General features: G+C 39.6%; 13 protein-coding genes. 8 read left to right on the top strand and 5 right to left on the bottom strand.

What is annotated here, in order from left to right; all coding sequences use genetic code 11:
- The first annotated feature begins 120 nt into the window (after positions 1-120).
- Positions 121-855, top strand: coding sequence for a two-component system response regulator RppA (gene rppA / locus HC643_RS39840; RefSeq protein WP_038090087.1), 735 nt, complete (start codon positions 121-123; stop codon positions 853-855).
- A 192-nt stretch (positions 856-1,047) separates the two neighbouring features.
- On the top strand, positions 1,048-4,698 hold the full coding sequence (locus tag HC643_RS39835) for an AAA-like domain-containing protein (protein ID WP_038090090.1): 3,651 nt from the start codon (positions 1,048-1,050) through the stop codon (positions 4,696-4,698).
- Between the two features lie 113 nt (positions 4,699-4,811).
- On the opposite strand, the gene HC643_RS39830 is transcribed toward HC643_RS39835, so the two are convergent.
- On the bottom strand, positions 4,812-6,434 hold the full coding sequence (locus tag HC643_RS39830; RefSeq protein ID WP_038090093.1) for a cyclic peptide export ABC transporter: 1,623 nt from the start codon (positions 6,432-6,434) through the stop codon (positions 4,812-4,814).
- A gap of 252 nt (positions 6,435-6,686) precedes the next feature.
- On the opposite strand from HC643_RS39830, the gene HC643_RS39825 reads away from it, so the two are divergent.
- Positions 6,687-7,970 carry a flavin-containing monooxygenase gene (locus HC643_RS39825; RefSeq protein WP_038090096.1) on the top strand — a complete coding sequence of 428 codons (1,284 nt, stop codon included), beginning with the start codon at positions 6,687-6,689 and terminating at the stop codon, positions 7,968-7,970.
- Between the two features lie 602 nt (positions 7,971-8,572).
- The gene (locus tag HC643_RS42760; RefSeq protein WP_072040787.1) at positions 8,573-8,809 is read left to right on the top strand and encodes a DUF4278 domain-containing protein; all 237 of its coding nucleotides are present in this window, start codon (positions 8,573-8,575) and stop codon (positions 8,807-8,809) included.
- Here HC643_RS42760 and HC643_RS39815 read toward each other — a convergent pair.
- Positions 8,733-12,452: a WD40 domain-containing protein gene (locus HC643_RS39815; RefSeq protein WP_038090099.1), complete on the bottom strand. Its 3,720-nt coding sequence runs from the start codon at positions 12,450-12,452 to the stop codon at positions 8,733-8,735. The genes HC643_RS42760 and HC643_RS39815 overlap by 77 nt on opposite strands.
- A gap of 301 nt (positions 12,453-12,753) precedes the next feature.
- Here HC643_RS39815 and HC643_RS39810 point away from each other — a divergent pair, with 301 nt between their 5' ends.
- A complete protein-coding gene (locus HC643_RS39810; RefSeq protein ID WP_038090102.1) occupies positions 12,754-13,653 on the top strand; it encodes a pyridoxamine 5'-phosphate oxidase family protein in 900 nt (299 codons plus the stop codon).
- Here the strand turns inward: HC643_RS39810 and HC643_RS39805 are convergent.
- Positions 13,633-13,791, bottom strand: coding sequence for a hypothetical protein (locus tag HC643_RS39805; protein ID WP_153021511.1), 159 nt, complete (start codon positions 13,789-13,791; stop codon positions 13,633-13,635). The genes HC643_RS39810 and HC643_RS39805 overlap by 21 nt on opposite strands.
- A 43-nt stretch (positions 13,792-13,834) precedes the next feature.
- Here HC643_RS39805 and HC643_RS39800 point away from each other — a divergent pair, with 43 nt between their 5' ends.
- The 3 genes from HC643_RS39800 (at position 13,835) to HC643_RS39790 (ending at position 16,597) form a co-directional block, all read left to right on the top strand.
- Positions 13,835-14,251, top strand: a complete 417-nt coding sequence (locus HC643_RS39800; protein ID WP_038090107.1) for a hypothetical protein — start codon at positions 13,835-13,837, stop codon at positions 14,249-14,251.
- Between the two features lie 119 nt (positions 14,252-14,370).
- Entirely contained in the window at positions 14,371-15,156 is a 786-nt protein-coding gene (locus tag HC643_RS39795; RefSeq protein ID WP_038090110.1) for a MinD/ParA family ATP-binding protein, read from the top strand.
- A 22-nt stretch (positions 15,157-15,178) separates the two neighbouring features.
- The gene (locus tag HC643_RS39790; RefSeq protein ID WP_038090112.1) at positions 15,179-16,597 is read left to right on the top strand and encodes an AAA-like domain-containing protein; all 1,419 of its coding nucleotides are present in this window, start codon (positions 15,179-15,181) and stop codon (positions 16,595-16,597) included.
- A gap of 128 nt (positions 16,598-16,725) precedes the next feature.
- Here the strand turns inward: HC643_RS39790 and HC643_RS39785 are convergent, their stop codons facing one another.
- Together HC643_RS39785 and HC643_RS39780 are read right to left on the bottom strand one after the other, a co-directional pair.
- Positions 16,726-19,020 (bottom strand): tetratricopeptide repeat protein, encoded by a 2,295-nt coding sequence (locus tag HC643_RS39785; protein WP_063779538.1) that lies wholly within the window; start codon positions 19,018-19,020, stop codon positions 16,726-16,728.
- Positions 19,021-19,350: 330 nt separating this feature from the next.
- A complete protein-coding gene (locus HC643_RS39780; RefSeq protein ID WP_050046211.1) occupies positions 19,351-19,599 on the bottom strand; it encodes a peptidoglycan-binding domain-containing protein in 249 nt (82 codons plus the stop codon).
- Positions 19,600-20,067: the final 468 nt, after the last annotated feature.

Genomic DNA, 20,067 nt, shown 5'->3' with positions numbered 1-20,067 from the left:
AATTACGGCTTCAGCTATGCAGATATCAGTGTTTCTCTCTTAAGTAGAATTAAAATTTCATATTTGTTTCACTTTTTTATGAAAATGTAGTTAAATAAAGCTTTTATTGTTAAGTTGACTATGCGGCTGATATTAGTTGAGGATGAAGCAGATTTAGGTGCAGCAATAAAACAAGTTCTGAGTCATGAGGCGTATGTAGTTGACTGGTTTTTAGATGGGACTCAGGCATGGCAGTATCTAGAAACTGGCTGGACTGAATATACCCTAGCGATTTTTGATTGGATGCTACCTGGAGTTTCGGGGGTAGATCTGTGTAAATGGTTGCGTTCGCGTCATCTAACTCTACCTATATTGATGCTAACTGCTAAAGACCGGATGGAAGAAAAGATTATTGGTTTAGATAGTGGTGCAGATGACTATTTGGTGAAACCGTTTGATATGGCAGAACTGTTGGCAAGATTGCGGGCATTGCAACGGCGAGCTTCTTACGTAGGAACAATGCTTACGTCTCAACATCAACCCCGACGTTTACAAGTAGGTTGCTTAACTCTTAATTATAGCACTCATGAACTGACTCGTCACTACAGTCATAGTGAAAAGCAAGTATTTTCCTTAACTGTTAAGGAATTCCAATTGTTGGAATATTTCATGCGGCATCCTAACCAAATTATCAGCCGCGACCAAATAATTAATCAGCTTTGGGAAATTGGTGCAGAACCAGTTAGCAATGTAGTAGCAGCACAAATTCGCTTATTGAGACGCAAATTAGGAGAAGAAGAGAGTGAATCTTTAATAGAAACTATCTATGGTGCGGGCTATCGCTTGAATATTCATACTATAGAAACAGGCAACTGATTCTTGCTAGCTTGACAGCAACACTTTGAGGCAAGGTTCTATTTTCTGTGTTACGAAAGAGAAGTTGACTTCTGGTATCTTTGAAAATACTTAACTTTTCTACATCGACAACGAAAGCGGTAACCTATATAAATACTTGTAGTTAACTTTGTGATGCAATGCATCAATTCGGAATTGTAAGGCAGAATCCCCGTGCAAAAACTAATTTCATCCTACGAGTATCAAGTTGGGGGTCGTCTCCCTGCTAATGCACCCAGTTACGTAATACGACAGGCGGATGAAGAACTTTATAAAGCGTTAAAGGCGGGAGAATTTTGTTACGTTCTGAACTCTCGTCAAATGGGAAAATCAAGTTTGCGGGTACAAGTAGCTAAACGTCTGCAAGAAGATGGTATTGTTTGCACAACGGTTGATTTATCTGGAATTGGTAACAGCAACATCACAGCCAACCAGTGGTATGCAGATATTATTATGCGATTAGTGAGGAGTTTCCGGCTTTCCGATAGGATTAATGTACGAAATTGGTTGGCAGAAAGACAAGATTTTTCTCCTGTAGGACGTTTAGGTGAGTTACTGCAATCAGTGCTAACAGAGCTTATTGAGCAACCGATAGTGATTTTTTTTGATGAAATTGATAGCACTTTAAGCTTACCATTTAATACTGATGACTTTTTTGCCCTTATACGATCTTGCCACGAACACAAACGTCTCAGTTTTGCGCTTTTGGGAGTAGCAACGCCTTCAGATTTGATTGCTGACAAAACTCGAACACCTTTTAACATTGGACGCGCAATCGAGTTAAATGGGTTTAATTTGCACGAAGTCCAACCCTTAGAGCTAGGTTTGGCTCCTAAAATTGCTCATCCCCAAGCAGTGCTGACAGAGATACTGGCTTGGACTGGAGGTCAACCGTTCCTGACGCAAAAATTATGCCAGCTATTTGCATCGGAATATCAGGGCAATGTGTGTAACGTCTCTACAAAAACAGAAGAAGAAACAGTGATGCTCAATGCTGAAGCATCTCCGTTTCTGGCAAAACTCATGCAGGAAATATTGACGCAACCAAAAGATGTAACTGCACAAGTCTCTGCCATAGTACGATCGCATATCACAGACAATTGGGCTTCGCAGGATGAACCACCTCATTTAAGAACAATACGCGATCGCTTACTTTGCAACGAACAACGAGCAAGCAGGTTGTTAGGACTCTACCTGCAAATATTACAAAATGGAAGCGTTCCTGCCGATGATTCGCCAGAAACAATCGAGTTGTTGCTGTCGGGGTTGGTTGTTAAAAAACAAGGAAATTTACAAGTTTACAATCGTATCTATCAAGAAGTTTTTAATCTAGAGTGGGTAGAAAAGCAATTAAAGAAATTGCGACCCTACGCTGATTTAATTAATGCTTGGGTGGCATCAGATTATCAGGATGAAACCAACCTATTACGGGGACAAGCGCTTTTAGATGCTCAAATTTGGGCAAAGGGCAAAAGTTTGAGCAATCTCGATTATCGGTTTTTAGCTGCAAGCGAAGAACTAGAAAAACGAGAGGTACAGAGTGCGCTCATTGCCTCAGAAAAAGCCAATCAAATCCTCATTAACGCCGAACAACAAGCTAAAAATACGATTCGCCGTGGACTGGTAGGACTTTCAGCAGTTTCCTTGGTAGCTATTAGCCTGTTGGGATTATCAGGATTGCTGGCTTGGCAAACCAACGAGCAAAAAAAACAAGTTGCCCTCGGTGAAATTAAAGCCTTAACTATCTCCTCAGAAGCAGCCTTTGATTCACAGCAACTTTTTGATGCTTTACTTTCCGGCTTAAAAGCTGGGGTAAAGTTAAAGCAGATAGGTAGGCAAAATGCTAGCTTACCCCTCCAGGCAAAGGTAGAAAAAAGTATTCGCCAATCTCTTTATTGGGTGAGAGAACGCGATCGCTTAACAGGTCACGGCGATGTTGTCACACGAGTTAAGTTTAGTCCCGATGGGAAAAAGCTAGCAAGTAGCAGTTGGGACAAAACAATTAAAATATGGCAGCGTGATGGTAAATTACTCCACACCCTGCAAGGTCATCAAGACGCTATATGGAGTGTCAATTTTAATAATAATGGCAAGTTATTAGTCAGTGGCAGTCGGGATAAAACTGCCAGAATTTGGAGTGTTGCAGACGGAAAAGAATTGCTTGCCCTACCTAACAAAGATTGGATTGCCTGTGTTGGATTTAGCCCCGATGGTCAAATGGTTGCCTCAATGGAGTGGAACGGCACAATGCGCCTGTGGAACTTGCAGGGAAAGCAGCTGACATCCTTCCGGACCCATAATGCCCCGGTTGTTGCCATTCATTTCAATCCTAAGGGAGGGGCGATCGCTACCGCCAGTCGCGACGGTACAGCTAAAGTTTGGAGTCTTGATGGTAAAGAAATTGTCACGCTGCGGGGACATCAGGATTGGGTGATGTACGTCAATTTCAGTTCCGATGGTAAAAATCTGGTCACTGCCAGTCGGGACAAAACCGCGAAACTCTGGAATTTAGAAGGAAAAGAACTAGCAACAATGCACGGTCATGAGAATATTGTCGGTAGTGCAGTTTTCAGTCGCGACGGTCAAACCATTGCTACAGGAAGTTCGGATACAACTGTAAGAATTTGGAACCGCAGAGGCAAACAGTTACAAGTTTTACACGGGCATCAAGACGCTGTTTGGGGCGTACACTTTAGCAAAGATGGTAAAACCCTAGCAAGCAGTGGTGAGGATGGGAGTGTCAGACTGTGGAAACCAGAAGGAGCAAGCATTGGGTCACAAACAAATCCCCAATCCAAAATTCTCAATCCAAAATCGGAGATAACAACAGTCGCCGCTTGGAGTGAAAATCTCAAAGAAGCTGCTTCTGTTGGTATTAGTTTTAGCCCTAAAGGTCAATTTCTTGGTACGGTAGGAAAGCTGAACACTGCCACACTGTGGAAGCTCAAAGGTGCGGAAACTTTATATGCAACTTCCCTACAAGGTCACAGCGATGCATTGAGAAGTTTGCAGTTTAGCCCTGATGGGAAAATGGTTGTTACCGCCAGTCGAGATAAAACAGTCAAGTTGTGGAATTTAGATGGTAAAGAATTGGTGACACTCCAAGGACATCAAGGCGATGTCAGAAGCGCTGTATTTAGTCCTGATGGTCAAACAATTGCCAGCGCGAGTTGGGATAATACAGTGAAACTGTGGGATTTAGCAGGTAGAGAGTTATTAACCCTGCGAGGACACCAAGCGGGTGTTAGGAGTGTAAAGTTTACTCCCAACGGTCAGCTCGTTGTCACAGGTAGCCAAGATGGAACCGCTAAAATTTGGAACCGACAAGGTAAAGAACTTGTGACCTTGCGGGGACATAAAGATGGGATTTTAGCTGTAGCTATAAGTCTTGATGGTCAAACCATTGCTACTGTTAGTAAAGATAAAACTATTAAACTTTGGAATTTGCAAGGTCAAATCTTAGCGACACTGTATTGTCATCAGGGTAATATCAATAGCTTGGTTTTTAGTCCCGACAGTAAAACTCTTATTACAGGCAGTGAAGACAAGACTGTTAAATTATGGACGTGGGATGGAAAAATACGGCAAATCCTTGGAGGTCATCATGCAGGTGTTAAAAGCGTGAGCTTTAGTCCAGACGGTCAGGTTTTAGCTTCTTCCGACTCCTTGGGAAATGTCATTTTCTGGCATTTGGATTTAAATTCTAGCCCAGATAAATTATTAGCACAGGGTTGTGATTGGGTGAAGGATTATTTGAAAAATAGCGCGAATCTTAAAGAAGATGAGAGGCGTTTGTGCGATGGAATTAGCACAATTTCTCATTAGTTTAGCAGGTAGATCTTTGAGTTCCACCAACCTGTGCTAGAGCATAGCTACGACTGAGCCATTGAAATTGACTCTGATTCCTGAGGGCTGTAAAATTTGCTCAACTCCGTTGTTTAATAAATTATCTTGCATTTTTCCTTACCATAATCTAACTTAACTATGCGGTCTGATAAATAGAAATATTGGTCATCATGAGTAACGACTATTACAGTTTTGCCTTTATTTTTCAATTCAGGTAATATTTGAGTATAAAAAATCTTTTTAAATACAGGATCTTGATCGGAAGCCCATTCATCAAATACATATATAGGACGGTCTTCTAAATAAGCTGTCAACAAGGCTAAACGTTTTCGTTGTCCTTGAGATACTAAGATAGTAGACATTACGCTATCTTTAATTTTTACTTTTTTATCTAGTTGTAATTTAACTAAATAGTCATGAATTTGGTTGTCAGTAATAGGTCGTTCTAAATATAAAAAGTTATCGAACAGATAAAAATCGGAAAAAACTACGGAAAAGTGTTGGCGAAACCACTCCTGATTTTCCGCAGTAACTAATTTGCTATTGAGATAGATTTTTCCGCTTTCAGGAGTATATAAACCAGTCATCAGTTTAACAAGAGTAGACTTTCCACTACCATTACCACCAATTACAAAAACAACTTCGCCACCTAAAATAGTCAAATCGATTGGACCAAGAGTAAAAGCTGTATCTTCTGAATCTTTATGATAAGTATGAGCGATACCCACAAATTCTAAACGATCGCAAAAATTATCAGCTTTATCCCAAGCCATTTTATAGCTTCCATCACAGCGATCGGACAACGATAGTTTGAGAGAATCTACCTTCTTTAAAGCAACTGTTGCCTTGCTGAAAGTAGGAATAGCACTCATAATGTAGTCTAAAGGTGAAAGCAGGTAGAGAATAGTCAGTGCATATCCAGATAAAATATGAGTGTGGATAATTTGGAGAGCAGGCAAAGCAAAAATTACCAGTCCCACAACCACAAAGAATAAACTATTGCCCCAACTAGCAGCAGTTGCAAATATAGTCATCCCAATTACATTTTTACGCCGATAGACTTGTAAGGTTTCTTGAAGTTCTTTTCTCAAAAAAGTTTGTCGTCGCTGATAGTGAAGCTTAAGTTCTTTTGTCCCTTCAGTCATACTCTGAAAATGGTTAAACAATCTATCTTCTTGCTGGCGAGCTAAGCGAAAAAATGATGTTGCTTTGCAAGCAATCTGTTGATAGCTCAATATTCCTAATAATAAAGAGATGACTACCAAAAAAAAGATGATTGGGGATAACCACAATAAATAAAAAAGACAACTTGCTACAATAGTTACATCGATACACAACGTAGGAATAATGTAAACTGTGTTAGCAATTGCTAACACATCGTCTGTTAATGTAGCTAAGATACGATGTTTTCCTAAAAGTTCTAGATGATATAGTGGAGCAGCTAAAATTCTTTCGCTCAATGTAAGGCGTAAATCCACAATTGCTTTTTCTGACAAATTTATCAACAAATATTTAGAAATAATATTAGTCATAAATTTTAGAAAACAAAGACCGACAAAACTCCAAATTAATGTTGTTACTAGTGATAAGTGATTTAGCTGAGTATTAATTATTACAATTAATCCAGTTGTGCTAATCCCACTTAATAACCCCATGAAAGCAGCAAGAGCCATAATTTTCCAAGAAGAGCGTAACAGCAAAGTTATTAAGTTCATGTCAACTCTTTTGCCATAGATAGTCTTGCTGTTTATATATAGAGGCTAACCATTTTCTTGTCCATACAGAAAAGTTAAGTAACTGGCTACTAGAGTGATTTAACTTACAAATTTAACTTATGGCATTAGGAGTTAGAAACAAGATTTAAGTACTTTGGTAACGGCTCAAATTCCCTAACTAATCTACATCGACTATTGAAGCACCCAATTTTATAAAGGTAACAGTTAAGATTGACAACCAAAGTAAATTCTATGAACACTAAACTAGACGTTATCATTATTGGGGCTGGTTTTTGCGGTATTACTGTAGCTGCTAGTTTAAAGAAATTTGGGATCGATAATTTTGTCGTCATAGAGAAAGGTGACACTGTAGCAACTATCTGGAAAAATGCCTACGAGCGATTAGTGAGCCAAAATCCTTATTTTACTCTACCTTTCTTTGAAGGTAAGGGACAATATTCTACCTTTAAGACCAAAGATGACATAGTACATTATTTAACAGAGTATGCACATCATTTTCAAGTTGATTCACATATTCGTTTTATAGAAGAAGTACAAAGTGTTACTAAAATTTATAATCAGAATCAAAAAGATTATAACTGGCAAGTACAAACAACTAAAATCCTTCTACACTGCAAGGTTCTTGTAATCTGTACTGGGCTAACTAATGAACCTGTGATTCCAAATTTTTGCGGACAAGAAGATTTTTCAGGTAAGATTATTCATAGTAGTGCCTATAAAAATGGCATACCTTATCAAAATCAGAAAGTTTTAGTGGTTGGTTCGGGAAATTCAGCAGCAGAAATAGCACTAGATTTATATGAACATGGTGCTGCTGCTGTAGATATGTTAATTCGTGGTAAACGTTGGGTCTTTCCTCTGTATCCAAGATTGCGATCGCTACAATATTGGTTATGGCGAAGTAAGTCATACTTCAAACAGTTGTTTAATCAAAATACTACAGATACTAAAATAGTAGCTATGGAGAGAGCCATAGATTTCTCTCCAGAACAATTACAAGCAGAAATCAAAGAGACCGATCGATTTGTTCAGCGTTTTGCTTTAGATTTGAGTGCGTACTCTATCTATCCAGAAGATAAAGGACCAATAGATGTAGAAGTTAATCAGGGTCGTGTAGCTTGGGTAGATAGAGGTACTGTCAAACAAATCAAAAAAGGAAATATTCAAGTTATCTCTAGTCGTATTCAGAAACTCTCAAAAACAGGCGTAATTTTTGCCAATGGTATATCACAAGATTATGATGCAATTATTTTAGGTACTGGCTTTCGTCCCGGTATCAATAAAATATTGAGCCAGCCTGAATTGTATCTTAATGTAAACGATAGATTACTACCAAAAACAGATGGCAAGTGTCAATCTATTATCGATCCAACGCTGTATTTTGTAGGCTTTGAGAAAATTGTTGGTTACTCTGCAACTTATGGCTATTACGGCTGGTGTACAGGTAAAAGAGTTGCCTTTCAATTGCTGGAAAGAAAATTATTATCGTGTCAAGAATTGAATGTGTCACTCTAGTTAAGAATGATGCAGTAGAAGTTAAGTTAGCTTCTGTTTTGAAATCCTTAACTTTTCTGTATCGACTTTTTTATTAGCAAATTCTATAAACATAACAGAACACCTGCAATCAAGGAGTTGAACTGATGAAGAGTTTAATAAATTCTATGAACAAGATGCACTGGAATAGAATATTGACACTTGCGTTACCAATCGGCATTTTGTTATTTACACAGGCTTGTGCTCCTCGTAGATTAGTGTCCAACCAGTCTACTGTAGAAAATCCTGTTAATTATTCGCTCAATCGTGGTGGTAATTAAATTTATTCTTCCAATATAATTTTTCTGAAGTCAAAGAACTTACAAAAATTTAAAGGTGTAAGTTCTTTTATTTTGTAGATATTAAACAAGCGTATTAAAATTGTATGTGCTGTCCTCATGGCGATCGCTTCAGTTTGCCACTGCTCTGTTGCTAATTTATCCAAAGTTCAATTTGACATGACAATTAGTGAAAAGTTAAGCCGTCTTTAACATACCAACTACATAACTTTTATACATGGACTGAAAGGAAATGAAATCCTATTGTGATAACAGTCAAAACTAGCTAACCAAAAAAATTCAGTCATGCAACTTTCTTATCGCGGTTCTCAATACAACACAAGCCATACCCAATTGCCAAATCCCCCATATTTTGTCAATGCAAAGTATCGAGGCATTAGTTACTCAATTTTGAAGATAACAACAGTTCCAACTCAAACCAAATCTGAATTGAAGTATCGTGGAGTTACCTATCTAAACTTACCGCACCCAAAGAATTTAGTGTCAAAACCGTTGCATCCGTTAACCCTCTCACACCAGTAATATTCATCCCTTCATAGAGTCTTTTCGCTCTCAAGATTCTCATACATTTGCCTGTCTTTACATCCCAAATCCTTACGGATTGGTCTTGCGAACCACTCGCTATGACTTTGCTGTCCGGATGAAAAGCAACGGAAGAAACTAAATGGGCGTGTCCAACACAGATATGTTGACATTTCCCCGCTTTGACATCCCATATTCTGACGGTTTGGTCGTGGGAAGCGCTAGCAAGGGTTTGTCCATCTGGGCTAAAAGCAATGGCAAATACCCAATTGGTATGCTTTGTAAGTATTTTAAGGCATTGACCCGTTTCACAATCCCATAATTTTATAGTTTGGTCGGTGCTACAAGTGGCTAAAGTTTGGCCATCTGGGCTAAATATAACGGTGTAAACCCTCGCATCATGAGCAGGTAAAGTTTTTATGCAATGACCTGTTTTCCAATTCCACAGCTTTACAGTTTGGTCAGCACTAGCACTGGCCAAAATTTGCCCATCTGGACTAAACTCTATTCCACAAATTTTGTCTGCATGACCGATTAAATTTTGGGAACATTGTCCGGTGTGCCAATCCCACAGTTTAATAGTACAGTCGGCACTGCCACTGGCGATAATTTCAGATGAAGGGTGAAAAGCTACAGTATAAGCCCAATCCGCGTGTCCTTGTAAAATTTGAAAGCATTTTCCCGTGTTTGCAGCCCACAACCTGACTGTAGAATCTGTGCTAGCACTGGCTAAAATTTGCCCATCTGGACTAAATGCTAAACCATAAATAAAGTCTGTGTGTCCTTGCAAGCTCAACTGACAATTTCCTGTTTGCCAATCCCATAATTTAATTGTTTTGTCGTTACTACCACTTGCTAAAGTTTGCCCGTTGGGGCTAAATGTCACCGGAAGTGCCCAATCAGTGTTTCCTTGCCAGGTTTTTAAACATTGCCCGTTGCGATAATCCCACAATCGCATTGTTTGATCTAAGCTGACGCAAGCAATAGTTTGGTTATCTGGGCTAAAAGCAACACAACAAACTTCATTGGTTTGTTTGTGCAGTGTTTTTATGCAAGTGTGGGTATGGCAATTCCAAAGTTTGACAGTACGATCGCCACTTCCGCTCACGAGTATATCTCCGTCAGGACTATAAGCAACGGAATAAACACTTTTTGTATGTCCTGTATAAGTTGCGATGGACTCACCTGTGTGATAATTCCAGATCTCGATCTCGCGATCGCCACCTCCACTGGCTAAGGTGTCACCTCTTGGACTAAAAGCAATGGAACGCACCCAACTTTGGTGTTTGGTGAGGGTTTGCAAGCATTCACCTGATTCTACATTCCATAATTTAATCTTATGGTCTGCACCACTACTTGCCAAAATTTCTCCATCTGGACTAAACGCCACACAACGCACCCAGTCTGTGTGTCCGCTAAGCGTTTTCATACAGTTCCCGTCACGAATATTCCAAAGTTTGACCGTGCGATCGCCACTTGCAGTGGCTAAAATATCACCATTGGGGCTAAAAGCAACAGAAAATGTCTCATGGCAATGCCCGATTAGGGTTTTTATACAAACCCCATCACTGACATTCCATAATTTTACCGTATGGTCCGCACCCCCACTTGCTAAAATTGCTCCATCTGGACTAAAAACAACAAACCTGACCCAATTGGTGTGACCTTGACAAATTAACAATAATCTACCCGTTTCGACTTCCCAAAGACGCACATTACAGTCCGTGTCACCAGTTGCCAAAAGCTGACCATCCGGACTAAAAGCAGTGAACAAAATATTACCTAAAGTTTCAGTAAAAACACAGCGAGATAAATCGGAATTAGAAAAATTAACATCATGTAGGTGTACGCCCTGCATATATGCTTGCCACAGCGTTAAACCGGAGAAATCAAAGCCTGTCATATCAAATTGTGCTTGATGTAATAAATTTAACGCATTTCCGGCTGCATATCCGGTTTCTTTAGGTGTTTTTCCGCGTAAATGGGAGAGAATTTGAGAGAGATTATGGGAAATATTTTCTACACTGCCAAGCTGAGAAACCGATTCATTAATAATCGGTTGTAAAATCAGATGAATTTGAGTCTCCCGTATATAATCTTTAGCCTGGGCTTTAATCAAAGCATGGCTGATGAATAAGGAGGTAGGGGAGCCTGGTTCCCCCCCTTGAGGCGACTGGCGTAGTAGGGAATAGAGGGTAGGGTTGTGTTGAGTGTTTCCTTCTCGTTCTGCATTTGGCAATTCTTGAATTTCTTGGGATATTTTCTCAATAATTTGAGTAATAGCATACTCCATCACAACGGGTTGCTGAGTAAAGCCCCCATCTGTTTTTTCAATAAAAGAACGTCTTTGCAAAGATGACAGAGACTCTAGCAATTCACGAGGGGGAACATGGGTTACAAAATCTGTTTGCAAGTCTGATAAGGAAACAGGTTCGCGATTGATGGCAATCCAAAACATAATATCCCGTTCTAATGTGGAGAGTCTGTGGAATTGTTGGTTGAGTAAATCGCGAATATCATCAAAGATAAATATGCCTTGTTGGGAGATTTCCAAAAATTGGGAAATACTACCATCAAAAAAATCGCGGATAGAAGACGCGACTATCTTCAAAGCAAGGGGATTACCACCATAGCGCGAAATCAAAGCTTGCCATTGAGTTTCAGAACCTGTAAATTTTCCTTTAGCACGAAATAATTCGCGCCCTTCTGTTTCTGGTAAACCTGTCAGTTGTAAAGATCGAACGGGTAAACTATCCCCTTCATACTTTGCCAGTCCTTGGGGTTTTTCCCGTGACGTGAGAATCAAACAACTCTGATGCGAAGTTTCTGCCACGCATCGCAACAGTTGGTCGTATCCTTCGTATCCTACCCGATAACGACCCGTGCGATCGCCTGAGAGTAAAATTGATTCAGCATTATCTAGAATTAGCAGACAATGGGAGGAACGCAAATATTTTAGTAACAGCAAGATTCTGTTATCGAGACCATCTGGCAAAATCGTTTCTTGTTGTCTCGATAAAAACTGAATCAGTTCAGCCAAAATATCTTCTGGTGAGGGTGCATTGCGAAGACTGCGCCAAATGACAGACCTCGTATCCTGCATATCTAAAATTTGTTGTGCTAACTTGACACAAAGTGTCGTTTTGCCAATCCCACCCATACCCAGCACCGTTATCAAACGACAGTTTTCTTGCACAACCCAGCGCTTGATAGTATTTAATTCTTCTTCACGACCATAAAAAGTTGATACGTCAGGGGCTTCATCCCAGTCTGCATAAAGTGGGAGAGATGGAGAGATAGGGTGTTTCGAGATCCCTTCTGGGGTTGGATGGCTTTGGGGTTGGGGGGTAATGGGATTTCTTCTATCTTTTACTTTCTTTTGGGCAACTTCTTCCCAATTCAGCTCTAGAATTTGGCAATAAGCTTTAAATGCTTCGGCATTAATTGGGTGTTTCCCGGCTAAAAATCTTTTCCAAGTTCCTTCAGAAATACCTACAGCAAGCACTCCCTGTTCTTTCCAATTTGTTCCTAAAACTAGACTTGCTGCTTCGAGCCACCTGAAATCATCAACAGACCAACCTTTTTGACTTCTCGCTTGCTTGATTTTTATCAGTCCTTGTTGAGAAGCATTTAGAGTTGCCATATTCTTAAGTCAGTTTTTTGATAACGGTATCCTTCCCTGTGTCTTTTGCTATCTGCTTGACCTACGTTGCGAAACTCCTTCTAAAGATGTACCTCTATAGATAGAGATATCAAAATTTCTGTGCTTCGCGCAATACCACAAGTACATACTCTTTTCCAAGATCGATTTCAGTCAGCCCAATGAAACCAAAACCGTTCTTGGATAATTTCAACTAAGTCATTAAATATATAGATAAGTAAAGATTTTTATCGAGCAACAGTATTATAAGTACTATAAAAATGATTATTTTCCTCAAATAAATATGACTTTTCATTCTGGAGAAATTGCAATCCAAAATAAAGCAGGGGTTCGAGAAGAGGCACAACGTTTGTGTCAAACGATTGGAAATCTCATTAAGCCCGCAGCCCAAGAGTTTCTTAAGAATCAACAATTAGCGGTTGCAAGTACAGTAAATGCCAAGGGAAGGGTTTGGGCTTCGTTATTGACAGGAGATTCTAGTTTTGTGCGAGTCTTAAGCGAGCAAACCATAGAGATTCATCCTACTTTTTTAACGAGAGATTTACTCACTCAGAATCTTGCCAGTCATAATACTATTGGTCTGTTAGTCATTGATTTCGCAAACCGCAGACGCTTGCGTCTCAATGGCAAAGCGACTTTACAATCAGATGGCAAAATTTACGTTGAACTCAAGCAGGTTTTTTTTAACTGTCCAAAATATATCCAATTACGTCATATAGAAACCAAACTGGCAGAGTCACTCAAACAGCCAGAAATATTGACTAGAGATGTCCTCAGCCAAACCGATGAAAGCTGGATAACTCAAGCTGATACATTTTTTATTGCCAGTTATCATCCAGAATTTGGCAATGACGCGTCTCACCGTGGTGGTTGTCCGGGGTTTGTGCGAGTCATAAATAGCCACAAATTGCTGTTTCCCGATTATGCAGGAAATAATATGTTTCAAACCTTTGGCAATTTACAAGTAAATCCTCATGCAGGGTTACTGTTCGTTAATTTTGAAAGCGGGCATACACTGCAATTGACAGGACAAGCAAAAGTGATTTGGGATGCTGAGAAATTGAGTGAGTTTGCTGGGGCGAAACGTTTAGTGGAGTTTGAGATTGAGCAAGTTTTGGAAAGTAGGAATGCTTGCCCTTTTCGCTGGAAGTTTGGCGAATATTCACCCGTGAATCCGAGTTAAGATTTGAGATTCATTAGCATCATAAATTTGCTGTTTTGTCAAGACCAGTTCTCCATGTCCTTCTTCGCTGCAAAACTGATCTTTCTTTAGGTCAGGCGATCGCGTCATCTTAGTAAAGATGAAGTCGTTGGGAGACACGTCCGGCTGTTTGAAGATGTTTGAGATTGATATGGAGTAAATTATGTCGCAATATTTTCGTGATGACGGTATTGAAGAAGTCTCCTTGAGTCTGGAGACAGGCGATAGCATTGTGAATTTCGCTTCTTTCGTAAGTGCAGCGAACGATGTTGTTGTGCGTTGTCCTTTCAGAAGAACCAAAAAGCAGTTGAGGAAGAATAGAGTTAAAGCAAAGTCTAAATCTTGGCTGCAGAGTACCAAAGAGAGTTTACGGGCAGAAATTAAAGCTTTAAAGCAAGAAAAAGCTGAATTAGAAAGTTTACTGAGAATGCAGTTAGAAACCGGAAAATCTCAAATCCAAGAGATACAAATCGAGATCGATCTAGATAAACTGACAGATCGGGTCGCAGAAATTACCCAGACTGAGTCTTTTCAACAATTGCAAGCAGAGGGTGAATATTTTCGGAATTTTGACTGCTAATTGAGTAGTCTTATTTGATAGGTGAAAAGTTCACGGCTGAGATACTAAGAGGAAAACTCTTTCGTTCTTGGCAAAACAACAAAAATTTAGAATTTATATAAATTAAAGTTATAAATACAATGTCCAAGATTATCGCGGTTCACTCATTTCGGGGCGGAACTGGTAAATCTAACTTAACAGCAAATTTAGCAGTAGCCGTAGCACTCCAAGGTAACCGAGTTGCGATTGTTGATACCGATCTTCAATCTCCCGGTATTCATGCTCTCTTTAATATTAGCGAGACAATTACAGGCAAAACTTTAAATGACTATTTGTGGAATCGCAGTTCTATAACTGACACCGCATATGATGTTAGCTCGTATCTAGAAATCGAGGAAACAGGCAAGGTTTTTCTCATACCTTCAAGTATCAATGCTGATGAAATTGCCAGAATTCTTTGTGAAGGATACAACGTTAGTATACTCAAGAGTGGATTCAGGCAGTTGATTGAAGAACTGCAATTGGACTATTTATTTGTTGATACTCACCCCGGTCTGAGTCGAGAAACTTTGCTGTCTATCGCTATTTCTAACCTTTTAATAGTCATGTTACGTCCAGATCGACAAGACTTTCAAGGAACTGCTGTTACTGTTAATATTGCCCGTCAGCTTAACGTCCAGATGATGATGGTCATCAACAAAACACCAAGTTGCATGGACTTTTCAGAACTACAACAAAAGGTAGAAAAAACTTACAATGTCCCAATTGCAGGTATATTTCCACTTTCAGAAGATATGGCACAACTAGGTAGCAATGGGCTTTTTTGTTTGCAATATCCGGATCATCCCTTTAGTCAAATGCTTCAACAGGTGGCGGAAAAAGCATTGATTAACAGTAACCTGAAAGCAGCGATCGCTAACCACTAACCAAGAAAGTAACAACAGACACATGATAGAAAGTGTTAAAGAGCAAACAATCAACTTTGAAATCGCTTTAAAACTGGCAGATGCTGCAGTCGTTGCCAAAACTAAAAGACACCTGAGAAATATTGAAGTTGCCGTACTGCGAGGAGCTTTACTAGGTCAAAAATATGACCAAATAGCAGTGGATTGTGGCTATGCTCCTGAATACATCAAGCATGATGTGGGTCCGAAGTTGTGGCAAATTCTTTCATCTAGTCTTGGGGAAAAAGTCAATAAAAATAATTTGATGGCAGTTTTGGCACAAAGAACTTCCAGGAAAGAGGAGGAAGACCAACAAACAAGGGAAGAATCGATCTTGTCCTCCTTGTCTTTTTCTACTTTTCGATCGCCGAGTCTTCCATCTCCAGAATTCGACTCCCCAGTAGGACTGATTCCACTGAATTCTCATCTTTACGTAGAGCGTCCAGCCGTAGAATCTCGATGTTATGAAGAAATTACCAAACCAGGAGCACTCATTCGCATTAAAGCACCAAGTCAAATGGGTAAGACTTCTTTAATGGTCAGAATTTTAGCTCATGCTAAACAACAATGTTCCGCTCCAGGTAATACAGTACGGACGGTAGCTCTTAGCTTGCAGCGAGCAGAACGTTGTATTTTCAATGACTTAGATAAATTTTTACGTTGGTTCTGTGCTTCTGTGACTCGGAAGTTGCAGTTACCACATCGGGTAGAGGATTACTGGAGTGAAACTTTTGGCAGTAAAAGTAACTGTACCGCTTATTTTGAAGACTGTTTGTTGCCAGAGATTAATGGTGTTTTGGTATTGGCATTAGATCAAGTTGATGAAGTGTTTTTACACCCAGAAATTGTTGATGATTTCTTTACGCTGCTGCGCTCGTGGTATGAAGAAGCGGCTTATGGGGATAGTGGCAATCCTCTGTGGCAAAATCTTCGTCTGGTGATTGTCCATTCCACTGAAGTTTATATTCCTTTGGATATTAATAAGTCTCCGTTTAATGTAGGTTTGGCAATAGAGTTACAGGCATTTACACCTCTGCATGTCTTGGATTTATCCCAACGCTATGGGCTTCATTTATCTGAAGATGAATTATCAGAACTTATGCAGCTTGTCGCAGGACATCCATATCTCGTGCAACAAGCTCTGTATCATCTAGCACGAAAAGACTTAACTTTGAAGCAATTAATGCAAACAGCAGCAACAAATGCTGGTATTTATTGCAATCACCTGCACCGACATTTACGAAGCTTACAAGAGCATCCTCAATTAGCAACCGCATATGAGCAGGCGATCGCATCATCAACACCTGTAGAGATAGAGCAGTTAAGTGCGTTTAAGCTACATAGCATGGGGTTAGTCAAGCTGCACGGCAATTTGGTTATGCCTAGTTGTGAGCTTTATCGACAGTATTTTAGCAACCAATAGAGACGTAGTTAATGCAAGAAGGTAGAAGTACTTCTCGTCCTCTGCGCCTCTTAATATGCACATTAGATAAGAAACAGCTTACGAGAGGGAAATCCTTGCTGCTGTATCTTGAATTTTTAGCAAATCATTTAAATTGCTTCTTCTCCCTCCGACGCTTGATAAAGCTTCTGTGCCATTTGTTCATCTGCGATCGCACCTTGCCGATCTCCCAAATAACGGCGTGCTTGGCTGCGAAGCTCATAAGCTTCGGGTTGTTTTGAATCAATTTTGAGAGCAGAGTTTGCATCGGCGAGCGCCGCCTTATAATCTTTTAACTGTAGGTAAATCTGTCCCCGTTCGAGATAAGACAAAAAGTTTTCGGGATTTAATTTGATAACTGTACTGTAATCGGTAACCGCACCTTTATAATCTCCAGATAAATTACGTGCTTGCGCTCTTCTGCGGTAGGTTCGGCTATCGTTAGGATTTAAACTGAGTACCCAATCATAATCCTGAATTGCACTTTTGTAATTTTGCAAAGTTAAATGAAAGTTAGCCCGAGTTAGACGGTGGGGAATATTGTTGGGATTTAGCTGCACAACCGAGTTATAATCTGCAACAGCTCCTTTATAATCCCGCAAAGTGAGCCGTGCTTGCGCTCGCCTGATATAAGCATGGGTGTTCTTGGGATTTAAACGCAACGCTGTAGTTGCACTCTCAATTTCTTGTTTTCTGACCTCAACAGCACGTTTTCTAATTGTTTCAGGTGCTTCAAATAAAGAAGCTGTTGCCATCAACCAATTGGGTGTAATTGCACTCAAACTCCCAGCAATACCCGCAAGTAAGCTACTGCAATAAACAAGGGACAGAAAGAATACTGTTCTCCCCTTAGTATGCGCTTCATAGTGACGCTCAAGTAAATTTTTTGCCAGTGTGTATCTCGTACCAAAAGACAAATTTCCATAACCTAAGTGCTTTAACTTTTTGAAAATAGAATGCAACAGATTTTCTTGGCTTGTCGGTTTTTGTTGCTTCAGTTCTTGTTGCAACTGAGCATTTACTTTTGCAGTCCTAAAGTTAGATGGGATGCTAACCAAAACGACTAGAACTAATAATAAAAATCCCGGTTGAGATATTGCTAATAGCCCCAAAACGACTGTACCAAAAATCTTAAAGAGGACATCGGTATAAGGAAATCGACAAAATAGTAATAAATTAGCAATTTGACCTCCATCTAAAGGGTAGATAGGAAGTAAATTAAATAGATTCAAACCGATCGACATCCAAGCAGTTTCTATGACCCAACTCGGGTAACCACCGTTGCGAGAAGCGATCGCCAATCCTACACCCAAAATTAATCCCGGTAACGGACCTGCTAGGGAAATCCAAAATTTTTGAGCAAGTGTAGCATCATCTTTACGGGCGGTGGCGACTGCACCCAAAAAAGGTAGAAATAACATAGATGCATCTTGATAGCCAAAAAATTTCATGGCTAACAAGTGTCCGCCTTCATGAAAAAACAGAACTCCTATAAAAATAATTAAGCTTTGAGTGGCAAACAATTTCGTGTAACTCACAATAAACAAAACCAGACTTCCCAATAGCAACCAAGTGCGTAATTTCCCTCCTAAAAGTCCTTTCTGCTGTGACTCCATCCATTGAAATTGCTCCACTTCAAGTTCCACAGGGATTTCGACTTGAAGAATGCTGTTTGTTTTAGCTTGTTGTTTGCGTTGTGCAACTAAACTTGATGCTTTGTTAGCACCCTGTACGGTTTTCTTGGTTATTTTTAAAGCAACAAGCCAATGCAATCTAAATAGATTCGAGCCATCAATTGGTAGAATTTCTTTTTTCTTGAGCAAACAATCAACGTAGTTTTTGATGTATTTTTCAAGAGCCTTAGTAAAAGTGTTAGGTGCTATACCCCAAGGTTGTGTCTTAGCAGCCAACTGATTTAATTTGTTTTCATGAGTTTGCCATTGAATGGAAGTTTGAGTTGTATATGCATCTTGAATAATGACATTAGGCGTGTCGCCAAGAACGTTATACCCCTTACCATTCATAGTTAAAAGTAAGCTTTCATCTCGAAAAAAGGTAAAAAACTCAATATCAAAGAGATTGACAGTTTCCGCTGGACGGCGAACGCTAACTATAGCGTAGGTTTTATATGCTTTGTGATAAAGTAAAAGCTCGTAAGTTGTAGGGGGATCGAGCCTCACCATTGGTTGAACTAGCAAATAACTGCATGGTTGAAACCCAAATTCCTCTAATTCTTTAATTGAAGCTTGAAATAGCTCTTTGCGGTAAGTGGGTACTGTGTTAGCTTTTTCAAGCTGGTACTTTGGGTATTGGAGCCTTGACTTACAAAGTTGTAAAAAGGTGATGAAGTACGTAAGAACAATCAGCAAAACATAGAAAGCGATCGAGTAGAGCACGTATTGCATAGCAACCTGATAGGTTAAACTATACTCAGTATTCCCAAAGATTGAGTTAAAATATTCACTATCGGTAGAAATAGGGAAGGAAGCCCTTGAAGATGTCGAGCAAATTTGACTCAAGTTGAGCGCTTTTGCAATAAGGGCGATCGCCCGCCAGACGATCGAGCGATCGTTTCTACCTGATTTTCAAATATAAACAGCAAAAAATCCTTCCATCCTTAACTGTATATTCTTTATCCAAGAATATTTTAAACTGTGAAAAAACGTGCTCCAACCCTAGGTAAATATTTTTTGCCTGGGGTTGATGTTTTGTGAAGTCATTCTAAAACTCTGTTTTTATGAGTGTGTAACCTTTTGGAGAACTGTCCAAGTTTGGGAATCAATAACTCCATTTACAGGTAATCCATGCTTCTGCTGAAATGAAATGACTGCTGAAAGAGTTGCTGAGTCAAAAGTATCATCTGTAGGCAAAGTAGAACCCTGAGCATTCAATAGCTCTTTCAATTGAGTTACAGCAGTACCAGAATCTCCCTTTTGCAAAGTTATTCCGGTTTTATAGGAAGTAAAATCTTTATCGTTTTGCATGACTCTCTCCTAAAATTTGTTCAAGTCTTTATAGAGAAACACTTCAAAAAAAAATGTTAACTTTCATTGTGATAACTCTTACATCTGTAAACTTCCTACTTTTGATAGATCGAGGTAATAAGATTTGCAAATAATATTAGAAAATAGGCTGACCTGGTCTTAAGAAGCTAGCAATTTAATACAATGTGAAACAGCACATCTAGCAGGAAACATTGTTTGTATTTGTTGGCATAAAATTTTGCTTTCCTCTTTACAGAGGTAGAGTACTTATTCTTCTATAAGAATAAATAAAAGTTTATTTTCTGCAATCTATTATTACTCCCTTTCCGCCATAAGACTACCGATCTTCTTCTCCTCTTTCCTCTGTGTCCTCTGCGCCTCTGCGGTTCATTTAATTAAGAAATCTTCGAGCGGGAAGGCACTAATCTCTCTGTCCAAAAACTCAAAGATTCGCCGCTTCTGCTGCCT

It is taken from the genome of Tolypothrix bouteillei VB521301 (assembly GCF_000760695.4).
Lineage (GTDB): Bacteria > Cyanobacteriota > Cyanobacteriia > Cyanobacteriales > Nostocaceae > Scytonema > Scytonema bouteillei_A.
Note: the sequence above shows the minus strand (reverse complement) of the source record. Positions and strands in the feature narration are given on the sequence as shown.